This is a genomic window from Rufibacter soli (genome assembly GCF_054781795.1).
Window position 1 is genome coordinate 446,713 of sequence record NZ_BAAGTS010000005.1, and the last position, 24,848, is coordinate 471,560.

Consider the following 24,848-nt stretch of genomic DNA (forward strand, 5'->3'; position numbering starts at 1 on the left):
CCTTTACTTACGCGTATTGTTTCAAAACGGAAAAAAAGAAAGCAGGTAAGAAGGCCGTAAGTAAAAAGATAGGCATTTGGTCGTTGTCGCGTTTTGGGCCTGTTTTTAGGAAAACAGGCCCGAAACGCGACAGCTATACTGGAAGAAACCAAGGGTTGGCTATTTCCAGGGGAAGTGGCCTTACCTTTGCCACGTTAGAAAGAAGATAACAGACGGCTGCTTTTAGCTTAAATCCCGTAAGGATACCTATATGGAAGAATCATTTTTACAACGGCTCTGGGGGCTTCACCAGCAAAACCAGGTACGGGTACCTACCGCGTTGCTCTGCCAGTTCTTGGACCGGTTGCTGCAGATGCTGTTTCCGCCTTTGGCGGAGCAACCCATTGCCTCAGCGCAGGAATTGGCGCAGGAAGCCCGCTTTCTGGAAAAGGAACTGGAGTCCATTTTGGAAGGGATTCTGCACCTGAACCCGGCCCCGGCCGCCCAAACCGTGGCGCAGTTCATGGCTGAGCTGCCACGCCTGCACGAACAACTCATAGCCGATGCCCAGTTTATTCTGGAAGAAGACCCGGCTGCCCGCCATTTAGAGGAGGTGATGCGCTCTTACCCTGGTTTCTACGCCCTGGCCGTGTACCGTATCGCGCATTTCTTCTACCAGGCGGGAGTGCCGCTGCTGCCACGCATCCTCTCAGAATCGGCGCACAGCCGCACGGGCATTGACATTCACCCGGGGGCGAAAATTAGTTACCCGGTGTGCATTGACCACGGCACGGGCATTGTGATAGGGGAGACCACCGTTATTGGCAAATACGTGAAGCTGTACCAGGGCGTAACCCTGGGCGCTCTGAGCGTAGCCAAAAACATGGCCGACCTTAAGCGCCACCCCACTCTGGAAGACCACGTGGTCATTTATGCCGGCGCCACTATTTTAGGGGGGCATACGGTGATCGGGTCGCATAGTATTATTGGCGGTAACGTATGGCTCACTGAAAGCGTACCTCCTTATTCCAGGCTATACCATAGGGCCCAGATAAAAGTAAGCCGTTCTGAAGCCCCTGAGAACGTCTTGGACTTCTCTATTTAACCTGATTTATTTTTTCCTGTTTAGTCTAGTATCCTCCTAGAGGTAGGGAAATATTGCTGCCCATTTTACCCAGGGGCCTTTTAAAACGCCATTTGAATTAAGAACTTATATGAAAGCAGAAAACATCTTACAGACCATTGGCAACACCCCGGTGGTACGTATTAACCGGTTATTTGGACCCGATGCCCAGGTATGGATGAAACTGGAGCGGGCAAACCCAGGGGGCAGCATCAAAGACCGCATTGCGCTGGCCATGATTGAAGACGCCGAGCAACGCGGCCTGTTGAAACCCGGGGGACGCATCATTGAGCCCACCTCGGGCAATACCGGTATTGGCCTGGCCATGGTAGCCGCCGTGAAAGGCCATCCGTTAACGCTGGTCATGCCAGAGTCCATGTCTATTGAGCGCCGCCGACTCATGACCGCCTACGGTGCCGATCTGGAATTGACTCCACGCGAGAAGGGTATGAAAGGCGCTATTGAAAAGGCCCATGAACTGGCCGCCGAGGACGGCAATGCCTGGATTCCCATGCAGTTTGAGAATGAGGCCAACACGCAGGTGCACATGGAGACCACGGCCCAGGAGATTCTGCAGGACTTCCCAGACGGGGTTGACTACCTGATTACCGGCGTGGGCACCGGTGGGCACATTACCGGCGTGGCCAAAGTCCTGAAGCAGAAATTCCCTAACCTGAAGGTATTTGCCGTAGAGCCTACCTTGTCACCAGTGTTGAGCGGCGGTACCCCTGGCCCGCACCCCATCCAGGGCCTGGCCGCGGGCTTTATCCCTAAAATCATGGATACTACTTTGCTGGACGGCGTGATCCAGATCACCCAGCAGGAAGCCTTTGACTATGCCCGCCGGGCCGCTAAGGAAGAAGGAATCTTTGTGGGTATCTCCTCTGGTGGCTCGCTGGCTGCCGTGGCGCAGCAACTGCCAAAAATAGAGCCGGGCGCGCGGGTACTTACCTTCTGCTATGATACCGGTGAGCGCTACCTGTCTGTAGAAGGGTTGTTTGTATAATCTTGCTAACCCGCTTGCAAAGCCTCCCCTGACGTTCTCAGAGGGGGCTTTCTGTTTTGGGCCCGTTTTCCGGAAAACGGGCCCAAAACAGAAAATCCTAACAAAATGCCCTTAAGGCCAAAGGAAAGATGCCCGCTGAGCGGGATGGATTTATTGCGTTTCAGGATGGTTCAATTACCTTTGGAGGGCGTTTTGCCTGTGTAGAGAACCAAAGGCAGGCTTCTGGTCCACCAGAACTCATAAGCTTTAAAAACGTTCAGCACATAATTACTTTGAATTTCTCCCTTAACCCAACTCAATACTATGGCTTCAGGCCTCCTTGCGCTTTTAGATGATATAGCAGCCCTCGTGAAAGTAAGTGCCGCCAGCCTGGATGACGTGCCTACGCAGGTGGCCAAAACCACAGGCAAGGTTTCCGGCATTGTCATAGATGACACGGCCGTGACGCCTAAATACGTGGTAGGGCTTGACCCCTCGCGGGAGCTGGCCATTATTTACCAGATCGCTAAAAAGTCGGTTATCAATAAACTGGTTTTCCTGGCTCCGGCGGCGCTGTTGCTGGGGTTCTTCGCGCCCTGGGCCATTACGCCTATTCTTATGATGGGTGGGTCTTACCTGTGCTTTGAGGGATATGAGAAGGTGCATTCCTTGCTCAGCAAGCACCCGCATGACCACAACGAAAACAGCGCCGACATAGAAGTCACTACCCCTGAGGAGTTGGAGAAAGAGCGGGTAGACAGCGCGGTGCGCACAGACCTGATCCTTTCTTCAGAGATTATGGCCATTGCCTATTCTACCGTGGCAGATAAGCCAATCACCAACCAGATTGTGGTCATGGCCAGTGTGGCCATCTTCATCACCGCGGCAGTTTACGGGTTTGTGGGCCTAATTGTGAAAGCCGATGACATAGGGGTGCACATGGCGCAGGAAAAGTATCACGCGGCTACCAGAAAGGTAGGGCGCGGAATTGTCAAGTTCATGCCGCATTTCCTCACTATTCTGGGGTACGTGGGTACGGCGGCTATGCTCTGGGTAGGTGCTGAAATCATTGCCCATGGTCTTCCGTTTCTGCATCATCCCCTGGAGAGTTTAGAGCACTCACTTTCTGGTATTCCGGCCCTGGCCTGGATAGTGAAAGTAATTGTACTGGCCCTGGGCGGTCTGGTGTTAGGTTTCTTTATTGATAAGATCGTGCGGCTGGTGCGGCCAATGTTCAAAAAAGGGTAAAGAAAGGATTGCTCAAGAAAAGAAGGGCCGGTTGCGTTACGTAGCCGGCCCTTCTTTTTGCATAGAAAATCATTTCATTCAAGTCGCAACTTTTCTGGCCATTTTCCTCCCTGCCTTCCAGAGGAGGGAGGGCAGGTTGCTGCCTAGTGCTCTTGCATAGCGAGCCTGACAGGGCATCTGCTTAAATATGACGGGATACCGTTTTTAAAAGACGTATCTTACATATTATCAGTAGGGTTTGCTGACACCTTACCCATCCTTCGCTACAGAATCAGGTCCGTCTTCTCTTATGAGGCTTAGGGTCTCCTTTTCCCTGACTTAGAAACACTGGTTTAACCGCCCAACTGTAAAAGGTTGAGCACAGTAATTCCCAGTCCCATGAAAGAAAGTGAAAAAAGATATCGCCGTTTAATTGAAGCCAGCCGTGACCTGTTGGTTACCGTGAACCTGCAAGGCAACATTATAGATGCCAATGAGGCAGCCGTTACCATGACAGGGGTTACCCGCGAAAACCTTATAGGCTTAGATTTCTTTACCTGTTTCACCAAGCCGGGTAATGTGCGTGACATGTTTACCCAAGTGGTGGAAAAAGGCGACCTGGCTAATGTTCCCTTCACCCTCAGTCATGCCAACGGTACCCTCACCGAGGTGCTCATTACCGGCTCTGTGTACAAAGACGAAGAAGGAACGCTGCAGGGAGCCGTCATGGTGGCCCGCGAAACCGCCGAGAAGAAATGGGCCTCCAAATTGCGCCTCGCCAACAAAGAACTGGCGTTTCAGCATAATGAGAAAGAGAAGCGGGCCAATGAACTGAGCGTTGCTAACCAGGAACTGGCCTTCCAGAACGATGAAAAAGAGAAAAGGGCGCAGGAACTGGGCGTTGCCAACACCGAGCTGGCTTTCCAGAATAATGAAAAGGAAAAACGCGCCCAGGAGCTGAGCATTGCCAATGAAGAACTAGCCTTCCAAAATAACGAGAAAGAGAAACGCGCCCAGGAATTAATTGTGGCCAACAAAGAGCTCGCTTTCCAAAACGACGAGAAAGAGAAAAGGGCTGCCGAACTCAGCGTAGCTAACAAGGAACTTGCTTTTCAGAATGATGAGAAAGAGAAACGGGCCGCCGAACTAAGTATTGCCAACACTGAATTGGCGTTCCAAAATGATGAGAAAGAGAAACGGGCGGCAGAGCTTAGTATTGCCAATATTGAACTCGCTTTCCAGAACGATGAAAAAGAGAAACGCGCCGCGGAATTAGTCATCGCGAACAAGGAGCTGGCCTTCCAGAACGACGAGAAAATAAAGCGGGCCGCTGAGCTCCGGATTGCCAATTACGCCCGCGGCTTGATTGAAGCCAGCCGTGACCCGCTTGTGACCATTAGCCCCGAAGGGAAGATCACAGACATGAACCAGGCTACGGTGAACATTACCGGCATTGAACGGGAACAGCTCATTGGATCTGATTTCTTTACCTATTTCACAGACTCCCAGATGGCCCGCGAGGTCTACCAAGAGGTGTTCGCCAAGGGCGCCGTGGCAGATTCACCCCTAACCTTGCGCCACAAAGACGGTAAACTAACCGATGTGCTCTTCAATGGATCGGTCTACAAGAACGACCAGGGAGATGTGTTGGGTGTGGTGATTGTGGCCCGTGACGTGACCGACCAGAAACGGATTGCCACCGAACTGAACGAGGCCAAAATTGCCGCCGAACTGGCCATGGTCCAGGCCGAGGAAGCCCAGCTCAAAGCCGAACTGGCTACCGGTATTGCGGAAGACGCTGTGAAAGCCAAACAGCAGTTCCTGAGCAATATGAGTCATGAGATCAGGACGCCTATGAACGCCATCATCGGGTTCACCAAAGTAGTCCTGAAAACAGAACTGACGGAAAAGCAGGAAGAATACCTCAACGCCATTAAGCTGAGCGGCGATGCCCTTATTGTGCTCATCAATGATATTCTGGACCTGGCCAAGGTAGATGCGGGTAAAATGTCATTTGAGCAGATTCCGTTTAAACTGTCGGCCTCCATCTTTGCCATGGTGCACCTGTTTGAAACCAAAATTCAGGAACGCAACCTGGAACTGGCCATTGAATATGACTCTAAAATACCTGAGGTGGTGGTAGGGGACCCGGTACGTCTGCATCAGATTATCCTGAACCTGGTCAGTAACGCCGTCAAGTTCACTACGCAGGGCAAGATAACGGTGAGTACGCGCATGCTGGTGCAGGACGCGGAGAAGGTGATTCTGGAATTCTCCGTAACGGACACCGGCATTGGTATTGAGGAATCTAAGGTGAGCACCATCTTTGATAATTTCCAGCAGGCCACCAGCGGCACGTCCAGATTATACGGCGGTACGGGGCTGGGACTAGCCATTGTAAAGAACCTGGTAGAGCCGCAGGGCGGCACCATTACGGTAAAGAGCAAGGTAGGAGAAGGCTCCACGTTCAGCTTTATCCTTAGTTTCAATAAAACCCAGGAGAAACCAGAATCTGAGACCGGACTGGGCATTGAGCTGGAAACAGGCTTTAAAGATGTGAAGATTCTGGTGGTGGAGGACATTGCCCTGAACCAACTGTTAATGAAAACCCTGTTGGAAGAGTTCGGGTTTGAGATGGAAGTGGCGGGCAACGGGAAAATAGCTGTGGAGATGCTGCGCCACAACCGGTATGATATTGTGCTCATGGACCTGCAGATGCCCGAGATGAACGGCTTTGAGGCTACTGAGTACATCAGAAACCAAATGAACCTCACCGTACCCATTATTGCCCTCACCGCCGATGTGACCACCGTAGACGTGGAAAAGTGCAAGGCCGTGGGCATGAATGACTATATCTCCAAACCCATAGATGACAAGGTACTCTACAGCAAAATCATCAAGTACCTTAAAAACTCTGATTACGCCAAGAACACCGTTTACCAGGACCGGGAAGACCTGCAGACCCAACCGCTTACTTGCGTTAATTTTGATTACCTGCGGCGCATTACCAAAAATGATGTGCGTCTGGTGGAAATGATCCAACTCTACCTGCAAGAGATTCCGCAACTGGTGGTAAAAATGAAAAAAGCTATTGACCAGAAAGACTGGCTGGCGCTTAAGAATGCCACCCATTCCATTATCCCCACCTTCTCCACTATGGGCATTAACCCAGAGTTTGAAGACATTGCCAAAGCCATCCAGGCCTTCGCAGCCAATATCATCGCGACAGAGACCCAGGAGGACGTGAGCGAGGAGACCATGAGCATGGTGCATGCCCTGTATTCCAAAATAGAGGTAGTCTGCGCCCTGGCCGCCCGTGAACTGGAGGAAGAATTAACCAAGCACTCTTTAGCCGTGAAAAGCTTGTAAGGGTAATTGGAAGTTTGACAGCCTAATAGCTGGCAATGAAAAGGCGTACCTGAACGGTGCGCCTTTTTTGTTGCGCGTAGGTGTTACCCACAAGAGAAAAGCACTTACAGATTTTACCTGATAAGTGCTTTAGAAAAATGGAGAATATCAAACCCGAATCTGTTTTGCCGGAATAGAGAATGTAACAGAGAAAAGGCATAAAAGAAAAGGCCCACTGAATAGTGGGCCTTTAGTGGAGAATATCGGAGTCGAACCGATGACCTCTTGCATGCCATGCAAGCGCTCTAGCCAGCTGAGCTAATCCCCCGTTTTGATGTTACAAAAGTAAGACGGTTTTTAGTAACTGCCAAATTTTTTGCGGGCTAAGCCGTGAAAATAATCCATCTTTTTTTCATTCTGCTTTTTGGTTATCTGCGGCAATAGATGGCCTGGCTAGGAAGCTGCTGGTAGTCATTGCCTTAGCTGGCGCCAATAGAGAAACTGCCTTTTATATTGGTTTGGTCCAGCATTAACTAGATTTCAAATCTCCGCGTCTTTCTGGTTCCAGATTCTGTTTTGAGCCCACTTTTGCAAAAACAGGCTTGAAACGCATCTTTCCCAAGGCCAGGTCACTTAGGCAAAAGACCGTTCATAGATTGGTCTATAAAAGAAGAAGGGGCCGAAACTAAGTTTCGGCCCCTTCTTTAGAAGATAATCAGAGATTGATTATTTGAAGATATAACGCAGACCAACTTGTCCTTGCCATCTTGAAGAGAAAGAAGATGACCAAACATCAGTTGTTGGCTTAGTGAAGGTGAACGAAGGACGGTTGTTGGCATCACGGGTTGCGAATCTTACCAATTCAACAGCCGCGTTGTTTACAAAGTAGCTACGTCCCCAGTCTTGGTTGATAGCGTTTCCTACGTTGAACACATCCAGAGTTAACTGCAAGGTGTGGTTTTTGCCACCAAGGTCAGCGAAGATATCCTGGGCAATCCGTAGGTCTACGCGGTGAGTCCAAGGAGTGCGGGCACCGTTACGCTCAGTGTACTGGCCACGGCGGGTTTTCAGGTATTCGTCATTCTCAATGAAGGCATTCAGATCTTCCCACTGCTTGTCAGCAGAAAGGGTTACTACACCGGCAGAGTTTTTCACGTCATTCAGAACAATGTCTTCACGCACACGTGGTACAAACATCAGGTCATTACCTGTGTTACCATCAGAGTTTACGTCTTGTGAGTACAGGTAGGTGAACGGTGAGCCAGACTGTCCTTCATAGAACAGAGAGATAGAAGTACTGAAGTTGTTCAACCACTTGATGGTGTAACCACCAGAAGCAATTACCCGGTGACGGATGTCAAAGCGGGAATAAGAAAGCTCAGGGTTGTTAGGGTCAGTAACTACCTGGTTAAACTGCCAGTTAGATCTTGCAGTGCTGCTGGCCCCGCTGTTTACGTCTTTAGACTCACCGTAGGTATACGCTACCATGGTGTTGATGCCGCTATCAAAGTTCTTCTGTAACTGACCAGTCAAGCTGTAAGTATAGCCTTTGTTGGTGTTGTCTAATAGAATAACGTTAGTGAAATCCTGGCTGATTTTTCTGGCTGAAGAAGAAGTTGGGTACAACGGACGTCTGTCTGGACCAGATAAGCTGGCAATTGGGTTCACCAGGTTAATGTCTTTGTAAACAATGTCATTCAGGGTCTTAGAGTAGATACCTTCCAGAGTAGCGATAATGCCTAAAGGAAGTACATAGTCAGCGGCCAGGTTAGTACGCCATGTTTGCGGGATTTTGAAATTATCCGTTACCAGGTTGATCTCTGCAGTAGTACCGGCAGCGCCGTATTTGCGGATATCATCAATGTTAGAAGTGAACTGACCGGTTTTGGTTTGGCTTCCTAAGAACAAAGAGTTGAACGTGATACCGTTGTTGGTGAACTGGTTAGACAACCATACAAAAGGAACACGGCCGGTGAAGATACCAGAACCACCACGTAACTGCAGGGTTTTGTCTCCAAACACATCCCAGTTGAAACCGGCACGTGGCGCCCACAGCAATTGTCCGCTAGGAGTGTCATCTGTTCTCAGATCTGTATATTGTGGATATGGATCAAACGCTTTCTCTACCTTCTCGTTACGGGCAGGAGTGTCTGGCATAACCGGAACATCTAAACGAAGACCAAGCGTTACACGCAGGTTTTCAGTAACAGAGATCTCATCCTGGGCATAGAAACCTAACTGGGCAGCATCAAACTTAGCGGCTGGTTTAGGGTTGGTAGGATCTGCGGAATACGTCTGCTCAATCTGGAATGGTTTTTCATCCAGGAAGTCTTGCAGGCTGTTGAACTGGTAGTATCCGTTACCGTTGTTCACAAAAAGGTTACGGAATCTGAAGAACTCATTGTGCGTTCCGAAGGTGAAGGTGTGGTTTCCTTTGAAAAGGGTCAGGTTGTCTGTGAATTCAAGGATGTCCTGATCCAATTCATTGAAGGCCGAGCTACGCTCAGTACCAGCAGTGATGGTGTTGCTACCACTTCCGTTGAAACGGATAGTTACCTGCGGGAACAAACCACCTGGCGTGTCACGTTTGTCACGTATTCTGGAGTAACCTACAATTAAGCTGTTAGAAATGTTTTCAGAGAAACGGCTTTTCAGTTCAGCTACAGTGCTGTTGGTGGTGTTAGAGAACTCGTAAGCGTTGTTTCCAAAACGGAACGTGCTGTTAGAGCGGGAAATGTTGTCATCAAAGGCATCTACAAAGTTGTGACGCAGCGTTAATTGGTGACGGTTGTTGATGTTCCAGTCTAAACGGCCAAACAGTTTGTTGCTTTCTGTGCGGCGGTCTAATGGGCCGAAGCTTCCTGGATCATAGCCGTATTTAGAGATCAGTCTTTCAGAGATAGCTCTCACGTCTCCCTGAGGCACGATAGAACCGGCATCGCCTAAGTTGTTCAAAAGAGGCTCAGAACGACGGGTTATCTCACCGTTCAGGAAGAAGAACAATTTGTCTTTGATCACCGGACCGCCTACGCGGAAACCAGTCTGGTAGTCTTTGAAGTCAGCGGCTTTGGCATCTGTGATAGGGTCTTTACCAACGGTCTTCTCATTACGCATGAAACCGTAAACAGAACCTTCCACGTTGTTTGTACCAGAGCGGGTAACAGCGTTGATACCACCACCGGTGAAGTTACCTGACTTTACGTCATAAGGAGCCAATACCACCTGAATCTGGTCAATGGCGTCCAGAGAGATAGGCTGAGTTCCAGCCTGGCCACCTGGCGTACCGCTACCAGCCAGACCAAACACGTCATTGTTCACAGCACCGTCAATGGTGATGTTGTTGTAACGGTTGTTGGCACCCCCAATAGAGTTACCAGAGGCCTGAGGCGTTAAACGGGTGAAGTCTGTTAAAGAGCGGTTCAACGTAGGAAGGCGCTCAATTTGCTCGCGAGACACGTTAGTGGCAGCACCGGTACGGTCAGCGTTGATTACTGCGCCACGCTCGCTTACTACCTGAACTTCGCTCAGGCCAACGGCGCTTTGGGATAATACAAAATCAAGCTTCAGGTTTTGACCCAATGCTAAAAATACATTCTCTCTTTTTTGGTCTTGGTATCCTACATACGTAGAGGTGATGGTGTAAGGACCGCCTACGCGCAGGTTTTGCAGGTTATAGCGGCCATTGGCATCGGCGCTAGCCGCGTACTGGGTGTTAGATGGCGTGTGAATGGCTACAATAGTAGCTCCGGCCAGGCCAGATCCACTACCGTCTGCGATAGTACCGTTCATTGAGGCGGTTGTGGCGCCCTGGCCCCAGCTAAGGTGCATTGGCAAACACATCACCACGATGAGCATCAATCGGGTAAATAGGTTTTTCATAAAGGGTTTTTTTTGTGCAAAAATAAAACAGGTGAAAAGAAAAGAAGGCAGGACGAATGTTAAGTTAACGTTAAGAATGTTAACAGAGCATTTAAGAAAGGGAAATGAGTTCTCCGGAGAGGAAGGAATCATTGGGCGGTCAGTAAATTGACATGACAAATATAGAGACTAAATTTGTTTGTATGCCATGCCTGAGCGCAACTTAATTTCAAGATTTTGTTTTAGTTAGCAGCGGCGGCTTAATGAATTGGTAGCAGGTTTTGAGAAAATTTAATTAGAAAGTGAACCTAACGGATGTTCTTTGAAGGTTTTTCAAAAAACCAGTTCACTTCTCATCAAACTCTCAACTATCATTTTAGGCCGGGTAGGGCTAAATGGCTGGCCTCACTGCCTTTACAAAGGTGCGCTGGTAATACGGTGAAAACAGGTTGTCTTCTTTCACCCCAAGCGAAGTGGAGGAATGGATAAACCAGATCTCGTTCTCATCCTTTACCTCTGTCACCAGCCCCACATGGGTGATATTGTTCACGCTTTTGCTGGAACTGAAGAAAACCAGGTCGCCGGGCTGCAGTTGGTGCACGGCCACGGGTTGGCCAAACTCACTCTGCTGGCTGGAGGTGCGGGGCAGTTTCACGTCAATGGCCTGAAAAGAGGTGCACAGCAGCCCTGAGCAGTCCATACCTACCCGGGTAGTGCCCCCAAATTTGTAGGGAGTGCCCCTAAAGGAGCGGGCCGTAGAGATAACGGTCTCAATTTCGCGGCGCATGGCTTTGTTGCTGGCCACGGCTTTAGAGGATTTTTTGCCTTTGCTGGAGATATGAATCTCTTTCAGGGGTTTCCCAGACCGGCGGGCCTCACGGCGCTCCAGGCGTTCTTTTTTCTTTAGCGCCGCAATCTCACGGGCAGAGCGGTATTTATCCTCGGGCTTACTGAAGGTGGAGTAAGAAGATTTTCCGCAGGAACCTAAAAGCAAAAGCAGGCTTAATAGGGCCAAGGAGTAAGTTTTATATAAGTTTCTCAAAATAATCACTTAACGGCTTGTTCCAGTTAAAGCCAAAGATAAGGCATTCACCCTTTTATCAGAAAAAAATCCTGAAGGAAGGGGAGGGCCGGCAGAGGCCTAAAGGTTCCAGGAGGCCCACGGCCCGCTCTGGTCACTCAGAAGAAACGCCCCAAAACCGATTGTCATGTGTTTTAGAGCCGTTTTTTTAAAAACAGGGCTAAACCAGAAAAAGGTAATAGAAAGTAAGGTTCTGTAAGTCAATAGGTTGCTGGCTCAGGCGGCCATAAATAAATTTTCCTATTCAGCTGTTTTCAAAGAGGGGGGGCGAACTTCTGTTTTACCCCTGTTTTTACAAAAACGGGCTTAGAACGAATCTATGGGATGTTGGCGTTAAAGAGGTTGCTGGAAGAACTCCACGGCCCGGCGTTCTGAGTAGTAGAGCCCCCGGAAGAACCCTTCAGAGAAACCCACGTGTCCGCCTTGCTGGGGCATCTCCAGGTAGAAGTTGGGATTTTGGAGGGCCTGTTCCACCGGGAAGCACTCTTTAGAAAGGAAGGGGTCATTTTGGGCGTTCACCAGCAGCGTGGGAATAGTGATGCGGTGCAGGTGCCCCACTGAACTGCACTGCTCATAATAGTCCTCCGCGTTTTTGAAGCCATGGAAAGGGGCGGTGTACCGGTCATCAAATTGCTCAAAAGACGTAATGCTCTGGAAGTCCTGTAAGTCTACCTCAAACCGACGGGCTTTTTCCTGCAGCTTTTGGTGCAGGGTTTTCAGGAACCGTTTCATATAAATGCTGTTCTGGGGTTTGGCCAGCTGCACGCAGGCACTTTTCATGTGGCAGGGCACCGAGAAAACGGCGGCCCGGGTCACCTCACTGGGCACCTTGTCGTGCCACTGGGCTAAATAATTAAGGGTAAGGTTACCGCCCATGCTAAAGCCCACCAGGTAGATGGCGCGGTAGTGGCCGGTTTCCAGAGCATGGCGTACCACCAGGTCCAGGTCTTCTACGGCACCCATGTGGTAGGAGCGCAGTAGCTTGTTGGGCTCACCGCTGCAGCTCCTGAAGTTCCAGGCCAGAGCGTCATAGCCGGCCTGGTTCATGGCATGCGCCATACCGGTCATGTAAGGCCGGTGCGTGTCGCCTTCCAGGCCGTGAGAGAGAATCACCAATTTTTCTGCTCCCGCCTTGGCCCAATCCAGGTCCAGGAAATCATCATCTGGGGTGAAAATGCGCTCTCTGGAATAGGCTATGGCGGGACTGCGCCGCAACTTGCTGGGCAGGATAGTCTGCACGTGCCCGTTGAAAAGGTAGGCGGGTGATTGGTACGTAGAGGAAGAAAGCAGCGGCATGGGTGGTAAATGGCAAGCGGATCTAAACGGTATACCGGTAAATTTACGGCTTTTAAAAAGGTAAGGCCAAGCAAAGAAGGTAAATAGGATAATTTAATTGTATTTTTTGCTAAACGGCAGGAATGGCAGTTTCATCGGGGTAGAAACGTGATTAGGCTAATAATCGTTGAAAGAAAGGAGTAATAGACTAGTTTTGTCTTACTGATGGTAAAGGAAACGGATATGGAAGACATGACACAAGAAAACCAAATAGTACCTGAGCAAGAAACCGACGGCTCTGCGCTAGAAGCCCTCCTCGCCGGAAAAGCAGGTTTTGTCTCCACGGAGGAAATCACCAGAACGGCCCACGAAAACCTGGGTGCCCTAAAAGGATTGTATCGCCAGCAACTGGGTTTTACGGTAGAGTAGACCGCTGCTTTTAAGAAACTTATTATCTGTAAGGACCTCCTTCCTGAGGTCCCTATTTTCCTTGGTTTCTGTACTATGCCAGGAGAAGCCTGCCTTCTTACCTTGCAGGGAAGGCCATTTTCTGTTTTAAGCCCGTTTTTTGAAAAACTGGCCCAAAACGGAAATCAGCAGATCATTCACTAGCCTAAATCCCTCTTAGACAAGTTTTGTGCTTCGTGCTTCTAACGGCCGCCTGCCGTTGAAAGCGGCATAAAGGCGGGTAACATTTCCGGTGGGAACGGCACAAATCAAAAGGAAGACTTAACTTGCGGCTCTATTAGTTAGACCGTCCATTTAAGGAATCTGCCATGCGTCACGTACTGCTCTTTTTATACCTTTTCTGCCTGGCTACCCTTGCCCAGGCGCAGGTGATTACCTCCCCAGACAAGAACCTCACACTTACCTTTGAACTGAAGGCCAACGGGGTGCCATCTTACCACCTTACCTACAAGCGCAAGCCAGTCATTAAATCCAGTGCCCTGGGTCTGGAGACCAAAGACGCGGGTTCCCTCAGAGAAGGATTTACGGTTACCAATACCACTCAGAAAACGGTGAATGATACCTGGGAACCGGTGCTGGGAGAGCAGAAAACCATCAGAAACCACTACCAGGAACTACTGGTGACCCTTACCCAGAAGACCCCCAAAGAGCGCTACATCCGTATCAGGTTCCGGTTGTTCAATGACGGGTTGGGTTTCCGGTATGAATTCCCGAAACAGAAGGAGCTCAATTACTTTGTGATCAAGGAAGAGCACACGGAGTTCAACCTGGCCGGCGACCACAAGATCTTCTGGATTCCGGGGGACTATGACACCAATGAGTACCCCTACACCACCTCCAAGATTTCTGAGATTCCGGGTCTGCAGAAGAAGGCCACTGTCCAGATCTCGGCGCAAACGCCAATAGCAAACCCATCGGTGCAGACGCCTTCCATGATGAAGACGGCAGACGGGCTGTACCTCAACATCCATGAGGCGGCCTTGGTCAACTACCCGGCCATGCACCTGAACGTAGACGCGCAGCACCTGAAGATGAGTTCCCACCTTACCCCAGATGCAGTGGGCAACAAGGGTTACATCCAGACAGATGCCCAGAGCCCCTGGCGCACTATTGTGGTCAGCGACAAAGCCACCGATATTCTGGCCTCCAAACTGATCCTGAACCTGAATGAACCCACCAAGTACCAGGATGTATCCTGGATCAAACCCGTGAAATACATTGGCGTGTGGTGGGAATATTTTATCTCCGGAAAGAACACCTGGGCCTACAGCACCGAGACCAATACCAAATTGACAGATGACTTCAGTAAATACAAGCCCAACGGCCGGCACGGGGCCAACACCGAAAATGTAAAGCGGCACATTGACTTTGCCGCCCAGCATGGGTTTGACGCCGTGCTGGTAGAAGGCTGGAACATTGGCTGGGAAGACTGGTTCGGTAACTGGAAAGAAGAGGTGTTTGATTTTGTTACGCCTTATCCAGACTTTAACGTGAAGGAGTTGCAGGCCTACGCCGCGGCAAAAGGCGTGAAGATCATGATGCACCATGAAACCTCCTCCTCGGCCACTAATTATGAGCGCAGGTTAGACAAAGCCTTCCGGTTTATGGTAGACAATGGCTACAATGCCGTGAAAACCGGCTACGTGGGCCCAATTATTCCGCGCGGCGAACACCATGACGGGCAATGGATGGTGAACCATTACCTGCACGTAGCCAAAACCGCCGCCGACTACCAAATCCTGGTCAATAGCCATGAGGCCGTTCGGCCCACTGGTTTAAACCGCACGTTCCCCAACTGGATTGCCCAGGAATCTGCCCGCGGCACTGAGTTTGAAGCCATGGGTGGCCTGGCTCCTGAACACACTACCATTCTGCCGTTCACCCGGTTAATGGGCGGGCCCATGGACTTTACGCCCGGCATTTTCCAGACAGATCTTGCTGCTTATGGCACCGGGCACGGTAACCGCGTGAACACTACCCTGGTCAAACAGCTGGCCTATTACGTGACCATGTACAGCCCGCTGCAGATGGCCGCCGATTTGCCCGAGAATTACCTCAAGTTTCCGGACGCGTTCCAGTTCATCAAAGAGGTGGCCGTAGATTGGGATGACACCTATGTGCTGGAAGCCGAACCAGGCGACTACATTACCACCGCCCGCAAGGCCAAAGGCAAAAACGAATGGTACGTGGGCGGCATCACCGATGAGAACCCGCGCACGGCTACCATTTCTTTTTCCTTCCTGCCCAAGGGCAACCAATACCTGGCCACCATTTACGCAGACGGCGCAGACGCCAGCTATGATAAGAGGCCCCAGAGCTATACCGTGCAGAAAGTGGTGGTTACCTCTAAAAGCGTCCTGAAGCAGAAGCTGGCGGCTGGGGGCGGGGTAGCCGTTAGCATCAAAGAAGGCAGCAAAACCGACCTGAAAGGCCTGCGGAAAATGTAAGGCCCTTTCCTTAGGCAAAACCCAGCTTCTGGGTTAGGAACCCCTTCTGCAAAAGGCGCTAAGCGGCCTCTTGCAGAAGGGGGTTTCTTTTTTCTGGCTTTCAAGTGTTGAGGTATGCCGCAATAGCGATGTTTGATTTTTGGAAGTTTGCCTAAAGAAAAAAACTACAAAAAAACAGCGGCTGGGCTATTTCAGACGGGTTTTTGTAAACAATTGCCAATGCCTGGAAATTAAATACTACCAATTTATAGGTATTGGTGGTAAATTTAATTTTCCTTCTTTACTTACAGGCTATTCCTTCCTGTTAAAGTCTTATCTGTCATCTACTGTAACAGCCGGGGGGCTACTGACACTTTTTTAAATGATATCTGGTAAAGCTGCATGAGTACGGGGCAAGCTGTAAGTGTTTTTGAAAAACTGGTGGAATATTCATTGGACCTGCACTGCATTATTGGCAGAAACGGCTCCTTTCAATATATCAACGCGGCTTGCATTCAAATCCTGGGGTATTCCCCCCATGAAATGGTAGGGCGCCAATTCAAAGATTTTGTCAGACCCCTGGACTTACCGGCTTTAAAAGAGGCTTCTGTGGCCATAGAGACTAGCAGTCAGCTTACCGCCTTTGAGAATTGCTACCTACATAAAAACGGGCATGAAGTACCCCTGGAATGGTCTGCTTCCTGGGTAGCCGAAGATGAGGCCTACTATTGTGTAGGCCGGAGCGCTACTGAAAAGAAGGCGGCCATCAGGCAGTTGCGGGAAAAAGAAGAATTGTTTGAGGCGCTGGTAGAGTACGGGGCAGACATGGCGGCCCTGATCAATGAAGAAGGTGTGTACACCTATGTGGGTGGGTCTATCAAACGGATTCTAGGCTATGAGCCCGAAGAACTGGTGGGGAAAAGCGCCTTCAGCTTTATCCACCCAGAAGATGTGCCCTTGGCGCAGGAAAAATTTCAATCCCTACTGGATTCTCAGGAATACATCAAATTGGATAGCTTTCGGTTTAAGGCGGCCAACGGAGAGTGGAAATGGACGGAAACCTACGTAAGCAACCAGTTCCAAAACCCAAGTGTCAGGGCCCTAGTGGTGAGTTCCAGAGACATCTCAGAGCAGACCCAAAACAGGCTTAACCTGCTGGAAAGCGAGCAGAAATACCGCAACCTGTTCGAGAAGAACCCAGATGCTATTTTCCACCAGACGCCGGAAGGAAACCTGAACGAGGTAAATCAGGCATTTTACCAAATACTGGGCTTTAAGCCCGAAGAAGTGATCAACCAGCCCGTTTCCTCTTTCATGCCCCCAGAGAGTGCCGCCTTGAGTATCCGTTACTTCAAAGAGGCCTTGCTTGGAGGCACCATGCGGTTTGACCTGGAACTGGCCGCCCGCAACGGGGACCGAAAGGTCTTTGACATGATCATGTACCCGCTTTCTGTGAATGGGGACACCGTTGGGGTAGAAACCATTGCCAAGGATATTACCCCCATGGTGCGGGCATATGAAACCATTCAGAAGCAGGCGCAGAAGTTCAACACCATTCTGGAAAGCTTCACGGACACCTTCTTCACCCTGGACAAAGAATTGCGGTTCACCTTCATTAACAGTGAGTTTGAGCAACTGCTGGCCCTTGACAAAAACAAAAGCCTGGGCAAAACAATAGGGGAGGTCTTTCCTGAAGCGTTGACCGAGGAGTTTTACCAGCATTTCCAGCTGCTGAAAGCCAAAGGCCAGGCGGTAACCTTTGAAACGTTTCTGCCCGGCAAGGAAATATGGTTGGGGGTTAAGTTCTTCCCCGCCGAGGACGGCATCTCTGTGCACATGCTGGACATCACCCGGCGGGTAAATTACCAGCGGGAACTGAGCATGCTTTCTTTAGTGGCCAGCAAGACCACCAACGGTGTGGTGATCATGGATGCCGACGGTCTGATTCAGTGGGTAAACCAGGGCTTTACCAACCTGAACGGTTATTCCCTGGAAGATGCGTTGGGCAAAACCCCCAGTGACCTTTTGCAGGGCCCCAGCACCGATCCAGATACTGCCAGAAGGATTTTTGAAAAGTACCAAAAAGGAGAACCTTTCTCAGAGGAAGTCCTCAATTTCAAAAAAACCGGGGAGGAGTTCTGGGTGAAGATTGATGTGTCACCGGTGAAAGACAATACGGGCAAGATTATCAGGTTCATTGCCATCCAAACCGATATCACCCTGCAGAAAAAGTCTGATGAAAGCCAGGCCCAGCTCACCCGTGACCTTTACCGGCAGAACCGTGACCTGCAGCAGTTCACTTACATCGTTTCCCATAACTTAAGGGCGCCGGTGGCCAACGTCATCGGGTTAACCCGTTTTCTGTCTGTGTTTGACAAGAACTCTGAGAACTTTGACGTAGCCCTGCGCCACCTGGACAAAAGCGTGGCCTCCATTGACGCCGTCCTGAAAGACCTGAACGAGATTCTCTCTATTGGCGGGCAGAAAGACACGGTGAGCATGGAGAGCATTGACCTGCGCCGCATTTGCCAGGAGGCCGTTGAAAGCCTGCGTGATTCCCTGGATGCCTATGAGGGAAACCTGGACCTGGACATTCCCGGGGATACTTTTGTCTTTGGGAATAAGGCCTACTTGTACAGCATCTTCCACAACCTGCTTTCCAACGCGATTAAATACCGGTCCCCGGAAAGGCCCCTCAAGATTTCCATCAGGGCAGTGATGAGCACTCAATGGGTGGCCATTTTCCTGACAGACAACGGGCTGGGCTTTGACGAGGAAAAAGCCGGGGATAAGGTCTTTAAGCTGTATAAACGTTTCCATAAAAATATTGAGGGCAGGGGCTTAGGCCTATTTCTGGTCAAGACCCAGGTCACCGCCATAGGTGGTGAGATAGAAGTCTCCAGCGTGGTAAATGTAGGCACGCGCTTCTTGATTCATTTAAAGCCCGGTAATGCACCAGATACTCTCTCTTAACCGTACCCTAAGACCTGTCTTCTCTCAAAACGGCATAAACAGAAGTCACCTGTAGAAAACGGCTTATTTTTTACGGCAGCTGCCCTTTTTTTAGGCGGTAATCAGAAAAATAAGTGCTTTTCTTGGTGGGGTATAGTATAAATGTCAAAATAACACTAGTTTTAAAAAATCTTATACCACTAAATGACTCTGCGGCTTTTAGCTCTGTGGTTTATTATTCAGTAGTTATCAATAACAGAAGCTGAGATCAAAGGTGGCTAGGCTTGCTTTTCCGGCGTTAGAGCCGCGTTAATGGGCACTTTTACTTCTTTATTCTTATCGTATTTTCATTGCCATATGCTTAGAAACTGCTTTTTCTTCCTTCTTTTAGGATGGGCCCTTTCCACCCAGGCCCAGCAGATTGGAAACCAACCAGGTACCTTTACGCTGGGCAACAAGGAGTTTCTGCTGAACGGCCAACCCTTTGTGATTAGGGCGGCAGAACTGCATTATCCCCGTATTCCGCGCGAATACTGGGAGCAGCGCATTCAGTTGAGCAAGGCCATGGGGATGAATACCGTCTGTATCTACCTTTTCTGGAACCTGCATGAGCAACAGCCCGGGCAATTTGATTTTAAAGGACAGAATGACGTGGCCGAGTTTGTGCGGCTGGTCCAAAAAAACGGGATGTACTGCATTGTGCGGCCCGGCCCGTATGTCTGCGCCGAATGGGATATGGGTGGCTTGCCCTGGTGGCTCCTGAAGAAGGAAGATGCGCAGGTGCGTACCCTGCAGGACCCTCAGTTCATGAACCGCACCAAAGTGTTCCTGAAAGAGGCGGCCAAGCAGTTGGCACCCCTGCAAATTCAGAACGGCGGTAACATCATTATGGTGCAGGTTGAGAATGAGTACGCCACCTTTGGCAGTGACCAGGCCTACATGGAAGCCACCCGTGACGCCGTGCGCGAGGCCGGGTTTGACAAGGTGCAGCTTTTCCGCTGCGACTGGCCCAGCAACTTCAACCGTTATTCTTTAGAAGGCGTTGCTACCACCCTCAACTTTGGCGCCGGCACCAACATTGACAACAGCTTCAAAGCCTTCCAGGAGAAATACCCCACGGCGCCGCTCATGTGCAGTGAGTACTGGTCGGGGTGGTTTGACCATTGGGGCCGCCCTCATGAGACCCGGTCAGTGAGCAGCTTTATTGGAAGCCTCAAAGACATGATGGACCGTAAGATCTCCTTCAGTCTGTACATGGCCCATGGCGGTACCTCGTTCGGGCAGTGGGGGGGAGCCAACGCGCCGCCTTATTCGGCCATGGCCACTTCTTATGATTACAATGCCCCGGTGGGGGAGCAGGGAAATACCACAGAGAAGTTCTTCGCGGTACGCAACCTCCTCAAAAACTACCTGCAGCCCGGTGAGACCCTGGGCGAGATTCCGGCCGCCAAGCCGGTGATCACTATCCCTGCCTTTACCCTTACGCAGAGCGCCGCCCTGTTCTCCAACCTGCCCAAGCCAAACAAAACCGAGGAGATCAGGCCCATGGAATATTTTGACCAGGGCTGGGGCCGAATTCTTTACCGCACTACGCTTCCGGCTGCTAAAAACAAGCAACGGCTGGTAATCACCGAAGTCCATGATTGGGCCACGGTTTTCCTGAACGGTAAACCCCTTGGCAAGCTAGACCGGCGCCGCGGCGATTCCACCCTGGAACTCCCTGCTATGGCCACCGCTTCCCAGTTGGATATCTTGGTGGAGGCCACTGGAAGGGTTAACTACGGCAAAGCCATTATTGACCGGAAAGGCATCACGGAGAAAGTGGAGCTGACAGACGGCCAGAAAACCACCCGGGTGAAGAACTGGCTGGTCTATAATTTCCCGGTGGATTACCAATTCCAGAAAAAGGCAAATTTCAGGAAAGTCCGCGCTGACGGACCCGCCTGGTACAAAGGCACCTTCATGTTGAAAGAAACCGGTGACACGTTCCTGGACGTGAGCACCTGGGGCAAAGGCATGGTATGGGTGAATGGCCACAACCTGGGCCGCTTCTGGAAGATTGGGCCACAGCAGACCCTGTTTATGCCCGGCGTCTGGCTGAAGAAAGGCGAGAACGAGATTCTTATCCTGGACGTGGATAGCCCTAAAGCCCTTACGGTAGCTGGTTTAAAAGAACCAATTCTGGACCGGTTAGCCGTAGATGAATCCTTGCTGCACCGCGCTAAAGGCCAAAACCTGAACCTGGCCGGTGAGAAACCGGTGCATGTGGGCAGTTTCCCGGCGGGCCCAGGCTGGCAGGAGGTGACCTTTGGGAAAGCTGTGCCAGGACGCTATCTCTGCTTTGAAGCCCTAAGCGCGCAAAAGCCTGAAGACCCCTTTACCTCCATGGCCGAGCTGGAACTGGTAGATGAGAAGGGAAATCAACTTTCTCGCCTGAAATGGGAAGTTGTGTACGCTGACAGCGAGGAAGTGACCGCTGCTAATAACGCCGCAGACCGGATTTTTGACCAACAGGAATCCACTTTCTGGCATACCCAGTTTTCCGCGGCTAAACCCAAACATCCCCATCAGGTGGTGTTTGACTTAGGGGAAACCGTTACCATTAAGGGTCTGCGCTACCTGCCCCGCACAGATAAGAATACCGGGGGCATGGTGAAAGAGTACAAGGTATATGTAAAAAACAGCCCTTTTAACCTGTAAAGAGAAGCCGGTGTCCGTTATGTAGTCCTCCGTCCTTTACCGGTACCTTTCATTTTTTAAGGGGAAAAATACCAAGATTAAGCGACTGCCACCATTGGTTGCAAACGTTGGGCGGGGCGGGGCAACAGGGTTTTCAAGGCCTACTTCTTTCCTTTCCCTTGCGCCCAAAGGATAGTTTCCATGACAGCCCAGCAGCGGTTACTTTACTAGTTGCCAAGCAGAACTTGAGCCAGGGCTTGGTTTTGGCCTGTTTTTGAAAAAACGGGCTTAGAACGGGTAGACTTATTTCTATCCAAATACCTTATTTATCTTATTCCTCCGGCTGATGTCGATCCTGCTTTTGGTTTCTGTTTTAGGCCTGTTTTTTCGAAAACAGGCCCAAAATAGAAGGCCCCATCTCACAGGAAGGTAAAGGCTAGTCGCAGGCGCTTCTTCCATCCTTTACCAGGTTGCCCACCGATTGCGCTCAATTCGAAAATTTTCAATAACAAGGCCCTTTTTTCCTATTCTTGTAAAACCTGATAAAAATAGGGCCAGAAAAAAAATGAAAATCTAAGAAAGAGCAGGACAGCGCAGGACAGTTATCTAATGTATGCTTGTTACCTTTAGAACATAAAGAAATTCTAAATCAAGGAACAGCTTTTGAATTTGAACCTGATGACTATATGAAGAAACTCTACTAAGTTAAAAGTGCCTCAGCCCAAAAATATAGCGGTAAGCTTCTCCTCTGAGGCTTGCTGAGTTGACAGAAAAGCCACTCCAGGATAAAAACCTGATTGGTAACGCCCCCTGGTTCCCAAAGCAAAGCCAGCGACACCAGGGAACTAAGAGGGCTTCCCCAGAACCATTTTTTTCAAAGCACACGATTGGGGCTAGTTTTCAGGCCATACTTGGCCAGGACCTAGCTTCCGGAGATTCTTTTAGAGGCATGCGCAATCGATTGCGTTGTTTTGAGGAGGGCAGGAAAGGGAAGTCGGTCGGTCTGGGTTTCTATTAAAAAGAAGAAGAGGAGCGAAAAGAGCAAACTGGCAGAGGCTACCCCAAAATAGGTTTCACCTGCTGGTTATTACCGAATCTAATACATAAAAGGCTGTGGTGTAGACAGTTGTTTTATGGCAGTAAACACCATTTACTATAGGCTCAAACATTGTTAAAGCCTTTACCACCCAATGTTGTTATGACCAAATCTGTAAAAGTTTTATTGTGCTACCTGTCATTATTAGTGATGTTCACTAATTGTGATACCAAAGATGAGTATTACGCCAGGCCCAAAAACCTGGAACCGGCTATTTACCAGCAGTTAGAAGCCAAGGGTAACTTCAAGAGCTTTCTGGCATTGGTGGATAAGGCCGAATACAAGAGTATTCTTAGCGCAGCCGGGTACTGGACGCTTTTCGCGCCCAATGACCAGGCTTTTGCCAAGTACTTTACGGCCAATGGTATAACAGGGGTAGAGGCTATCAGCAAAGAAACCGCTATCAAGATCGTTTCCTATGCTTTAGTGTACAATGCCTTCATGACAGACCGCCTGGATGATTACCAGGCCAGTACCGGTTGGGTGGCAGATCAGGCGTTTAAACGCCGTACGGCATATTATAAAGGAGTGTACACGGGCCCGGTAAAAGTGGGCAACCAGGTGTTACAGAACCAAAACATTATCTCTGGCAACAGAACCGGAGGATATGTCTTTGCTGATAATAACAATAAATACATCCCTTACTTCATGCAGATCTTCTCTGCCAACCAGCAGCTTACGCCGGCAGACTATAACTCCTTTTACCCGGGGGCAGGCTATAACGGAAGCTTTAATGTGGTCAACGGCAAAGTGGTTACCCAAAATATTATTGCAGAGAATGGTGTCATTCATGAAGTAGACACGGTGGTGCTGCCGCTAGACAACATTGAAGAGTACTTGGAGAAGAAGCCTGAATACAGCGTGTTCCGGGAAATCTTTGAAAAATACATGGTTTATTACCAGGAAAGCAGCGAGGCAACGGCCCGTAACAAGGTCTTGACCGGTTCCTCCAACCCTGTATACGCCAAAATATATGACGGCTTGCTGGAATTCGCCTTAAATGATGAAGGCTATGAGGTAAGAGGCGCCTCCCGCCAGAACAATGAAGGGCAGGCCAATACCTATACTATTTTCGCGCCTAAAAATGCGGCCGTCACCAATTACCTGAATACCGTTATTCTGGAGCATTATAAAACACTGGATGCCGCACCCATTGAGGTTATCCGTGATTTCCTGAACGCCCATTTATTTTCTTCCGCTATCTGGCCCTCTAAATTCAAGCAGGGCCCCCTTAAGACAAGCGAGGCTGCCAGACTCAACCTCAGCACCAACGTGGAAGAGGCCAAAATGCTGAGTAACGGGTTCTTCTACGGAACCAATAAGGTGCAGGAAGCAAATGTTTTCCATACCGTGTACGGCAAGGCCTACCTGGACCCCAAGTACTCCATGATGATCAGGGCCCTGGCTGGTTACAAAGAAAGCCTTACAGCCCCCAATGTTAAGTACACCCTGTTCCTGATTTCTGATGCGGTTTTAACGGCTGCTGGGTTTTCCTGGGACACACGGTTCAATTACTGGGTGTATACCCCCCCAGGGGGAGGAACCGTGATCAACGGTCCTCAGGCCCAGGTTAGACTACAGCGAATCCTGGACTTGCACATTGTGGCGGCCGGTGATAACCGCAATGCCGTGTACAATGACCTGTCTGGCGACGGCATCGTCAAAACCTTTAGTGAGGAGTACATCCGGTACAATAACAAAGAGGTATTTGCTGCCGGTAATGTTGACAAGAATGAGCGGGTTAAACTGACGGGACCAGTGGAGGCCAGCAATGGGTATGTGTATTATGTGGACCGTATTCTCAACTTCACAGAGCTGAAACCAAGCCAGCACATAGCGGCCAACCCTAACTTCTCCCATTTCTACAATTACCTCACAAAATCTACCCTCATGTATGATGCGGCTACCCTGGATGTGAAAGGCACCACCGTAGGCACACCTTACACTTATCTGATCCCAACCAATGCTGCTATTCAGCAGGCAGTGAAAGACGGTCTTTTGCCAGGGGCCGTGACAACAGGGGTTCCCAACTTTGCCCCAACTTCCTCTGAAGACCAGGATAAGGTAGCCCGTTTCTTACAGTACCACATTATAGCCAAAGAACAGGTGCCCTTTAAAAACCAGTCTGAGGAGCCAAGAGGATATGAGACCCTTTTCAAAGATATCAGTGGCAATACAGGAACCGTGGGCGTGACCCTCACTGGAAGCCAGATGGTGATCACAGACTCCTATAACAGAACCGCCAACGCGGTTAAGGCCAACAGCAATGTCCTGTCTAACAGAGCGCTCATTCACCAGATTGATAATTACCTGAAGTACCGGGATAATTAAGAGTTTTAATAATCTATAGA

Annotated in this window: 12 protein-coding genes and 1 tRNA gene; 9 read left to right on the top strand and 4 right to left on the bottom strand. The window is 49.9% G+C overall.

Annotated features, from left to right (window positions below; all coding sequences use genetic code 11):
* Positions 1-250: 250 nt before the first annotated feature.
* The 4 genes from ACYVJQ_RS16340 to ACYVJQ_RS16355 all read left to right on the top strand — a co-directional run bounded on the left by ACYVJQ_RS16340 (position 251) and on the right by ACYVJQ_RS16355 (position 6,683).
* On the top strand, positions 251-1,084 hold the full coding sequence (locus ACYVJQ_RS16340) for a serine O-acetyltransferase (RefSeq protein WP_460894180.1): 834 nt from the start codon (positions 251-253) through the stop codon (positions 1,082-1,084).
* A 109-nt stretch (positions 1,085-1,193) separates the two neighbouring features.
* Complete coding sequence (gene cysK, locus ACYVJQ_RS16345) at positions 1,194-2,108, top strand: cysteine synthase A (protein ID WP_460894181.1); 915 nt, start codon at positions 1,194-1,196, stop codon at positions 2,106-2,108.
* Positions 2,109-2,411: 303 nt separating this feature from the next.
* Complete coding sequence (locus ACYVJQ_RS16350) at positions 2,412-3,335, top strand: DUF808 domain-containing protein (protein ID WP_460894182.1); 924 nt, start codon at positions 2,412-2,414, stop codon at positions 3,333-3,335.
* A 378-nt stretch (positions 3,336-3,713) separates the two neighbouring features.
* Positions 3,714-6,683, top strand: coding sequence for a PAS domain S-box protein (locus ACYVJQ_RS16355; protein ID WP_460894183.1), 2,970 nt, complete (start codon positions 3,714-3,716; stop codon positions 6,681-6,683).
* A gap of 233 nt (positions 6,684-6,916) precedes the next feature.
* On the opposite strand, the gene ACYVJQ_RS16360 is transcribed toward ACYVJQ_RS16355, so the two are convergent.
* The 4 genes from ACYVJQ_RS16360 to ACYVJQ_RS16375 all read right to left on the bottom strand — a co-directional run bounded on the left by ACYVJQ_RS16360 (position 6,917) and on the right by ACYVJQ_RS16375 (position 12,897).
* Positions 6,917-6,990: transfer RNA gene (locus ACYVJQ_RS16360), tRNA-Ala, on the bottom strand.
* 398 nt (positions 6,991-7,388) lie between these two features.
* Positions 7,389-10,541, bottom strand: a complete 3,153-nt coding sequence (locus ACYVJQ_RS16365; RefSeq protein WP_460894184.1) for a TonB-dependent receptor — start codon at positions 10,539-10,541, stop codon at positions 7,389-7,391.
* Positions 10,542-10,911: 370 nt separating this feature from the next.
* Positions 10,912-11,535 carry a C40 family peptidase gene (locus ACYVJQ_RS16370; RefSeq protein ID WP_460894185.1) on the bottom strand — a complete coding sequence of 208 codons (624 nt, stop codon included), beginning with the start codon at positions 11,533-11,535 and terminating at the stop codon, positions 10,912-10,914.
* 399 nt (positions 11,536-11,934) lie between these two features.
* The gene (locus ACYVJQ_RS16375; RefSeq protein WP_460894186.1) at positions 11,935-12,897 is read right to left on the bottom strand and encodes a YheT family hydrolase; all 963 of its coding nucleotides are present in this window, start codon (positions 12,895-12,897) and stop codon (positions 11,935-11,937) included.
* 222 nt (positions 12,898-13,119) lie between these two features.
* Between ACYVJQ_RS16375 and ACYVJQ_RS16380 the strand changes: the two genes are divergently transcribed.
* From ACYVJQ_RS16380 to ACYVJQ_RS16400, 5 genes are all read left to right on the top strand, one after another.
* Positions 13,120-13,305, top strand: a complete 186-nt coding sequence (locus ACYVJQ_RS16380) for a hypothetical protein (protein ID WP_460894187.1) — start codon at positions 13,120-13,122, stop codon at positions 13,303-13,305.
* A 347-nt stretch (positions 13,306-13,652) separates the two neighbouring features.
* Positions 13,653-15,791 carry a glycoside hydrolase family 97 protein gene (locus ACYVJQ_RS16385; protein WP_460894188.1) on the top strand — a complete coding sequence of 713 codons (2,139 nt, stop codon included), beginning with the start codon at positions 13,653-13,655 and terminating at the stop codon, positions 15,789-15,791.
* A gap of 381 nt (positions 15,792-16,172) precedes the next feature.
* On the top strand, positions 16,173-18,743 hold the full coding sequence (locus ACYVJQ_RS16390) for a PAS domain S-box protein (protein WP_460894189.1): 2,571 nt from the start codon (positions 16,173-16,175) through the stop codon (positions 18,741-18,743).
* A gap of 336 nt (positions 18,744-19,079) precedes the next feature.
* Positions 19,080-21,422, top strand: coding sequence for a beta-galactosidase (locus ACYVJQ_RS16395; protein WP_460894190.1), 2,343 nt, complete (start codon positions 19,080-19,082; stop codon positions 21,420-21,422).
* A gap of 1,177 nt (positions 21,423-22,599) precedes the next feature.
* Positions 22,600-24,828, top strand: a complete 2,229-nt coding sequence (locus ACYVJQ_RS16400) for a fasciclin domain-containing protein (RefSeq protein WP_460894191.1) — start codon at positions 22,600-22,602, stop codon at positions 24,826-24,828.
* The last annotated feature ends 20 nt before the right edge of the window (positions 24,829-24,848 follow it).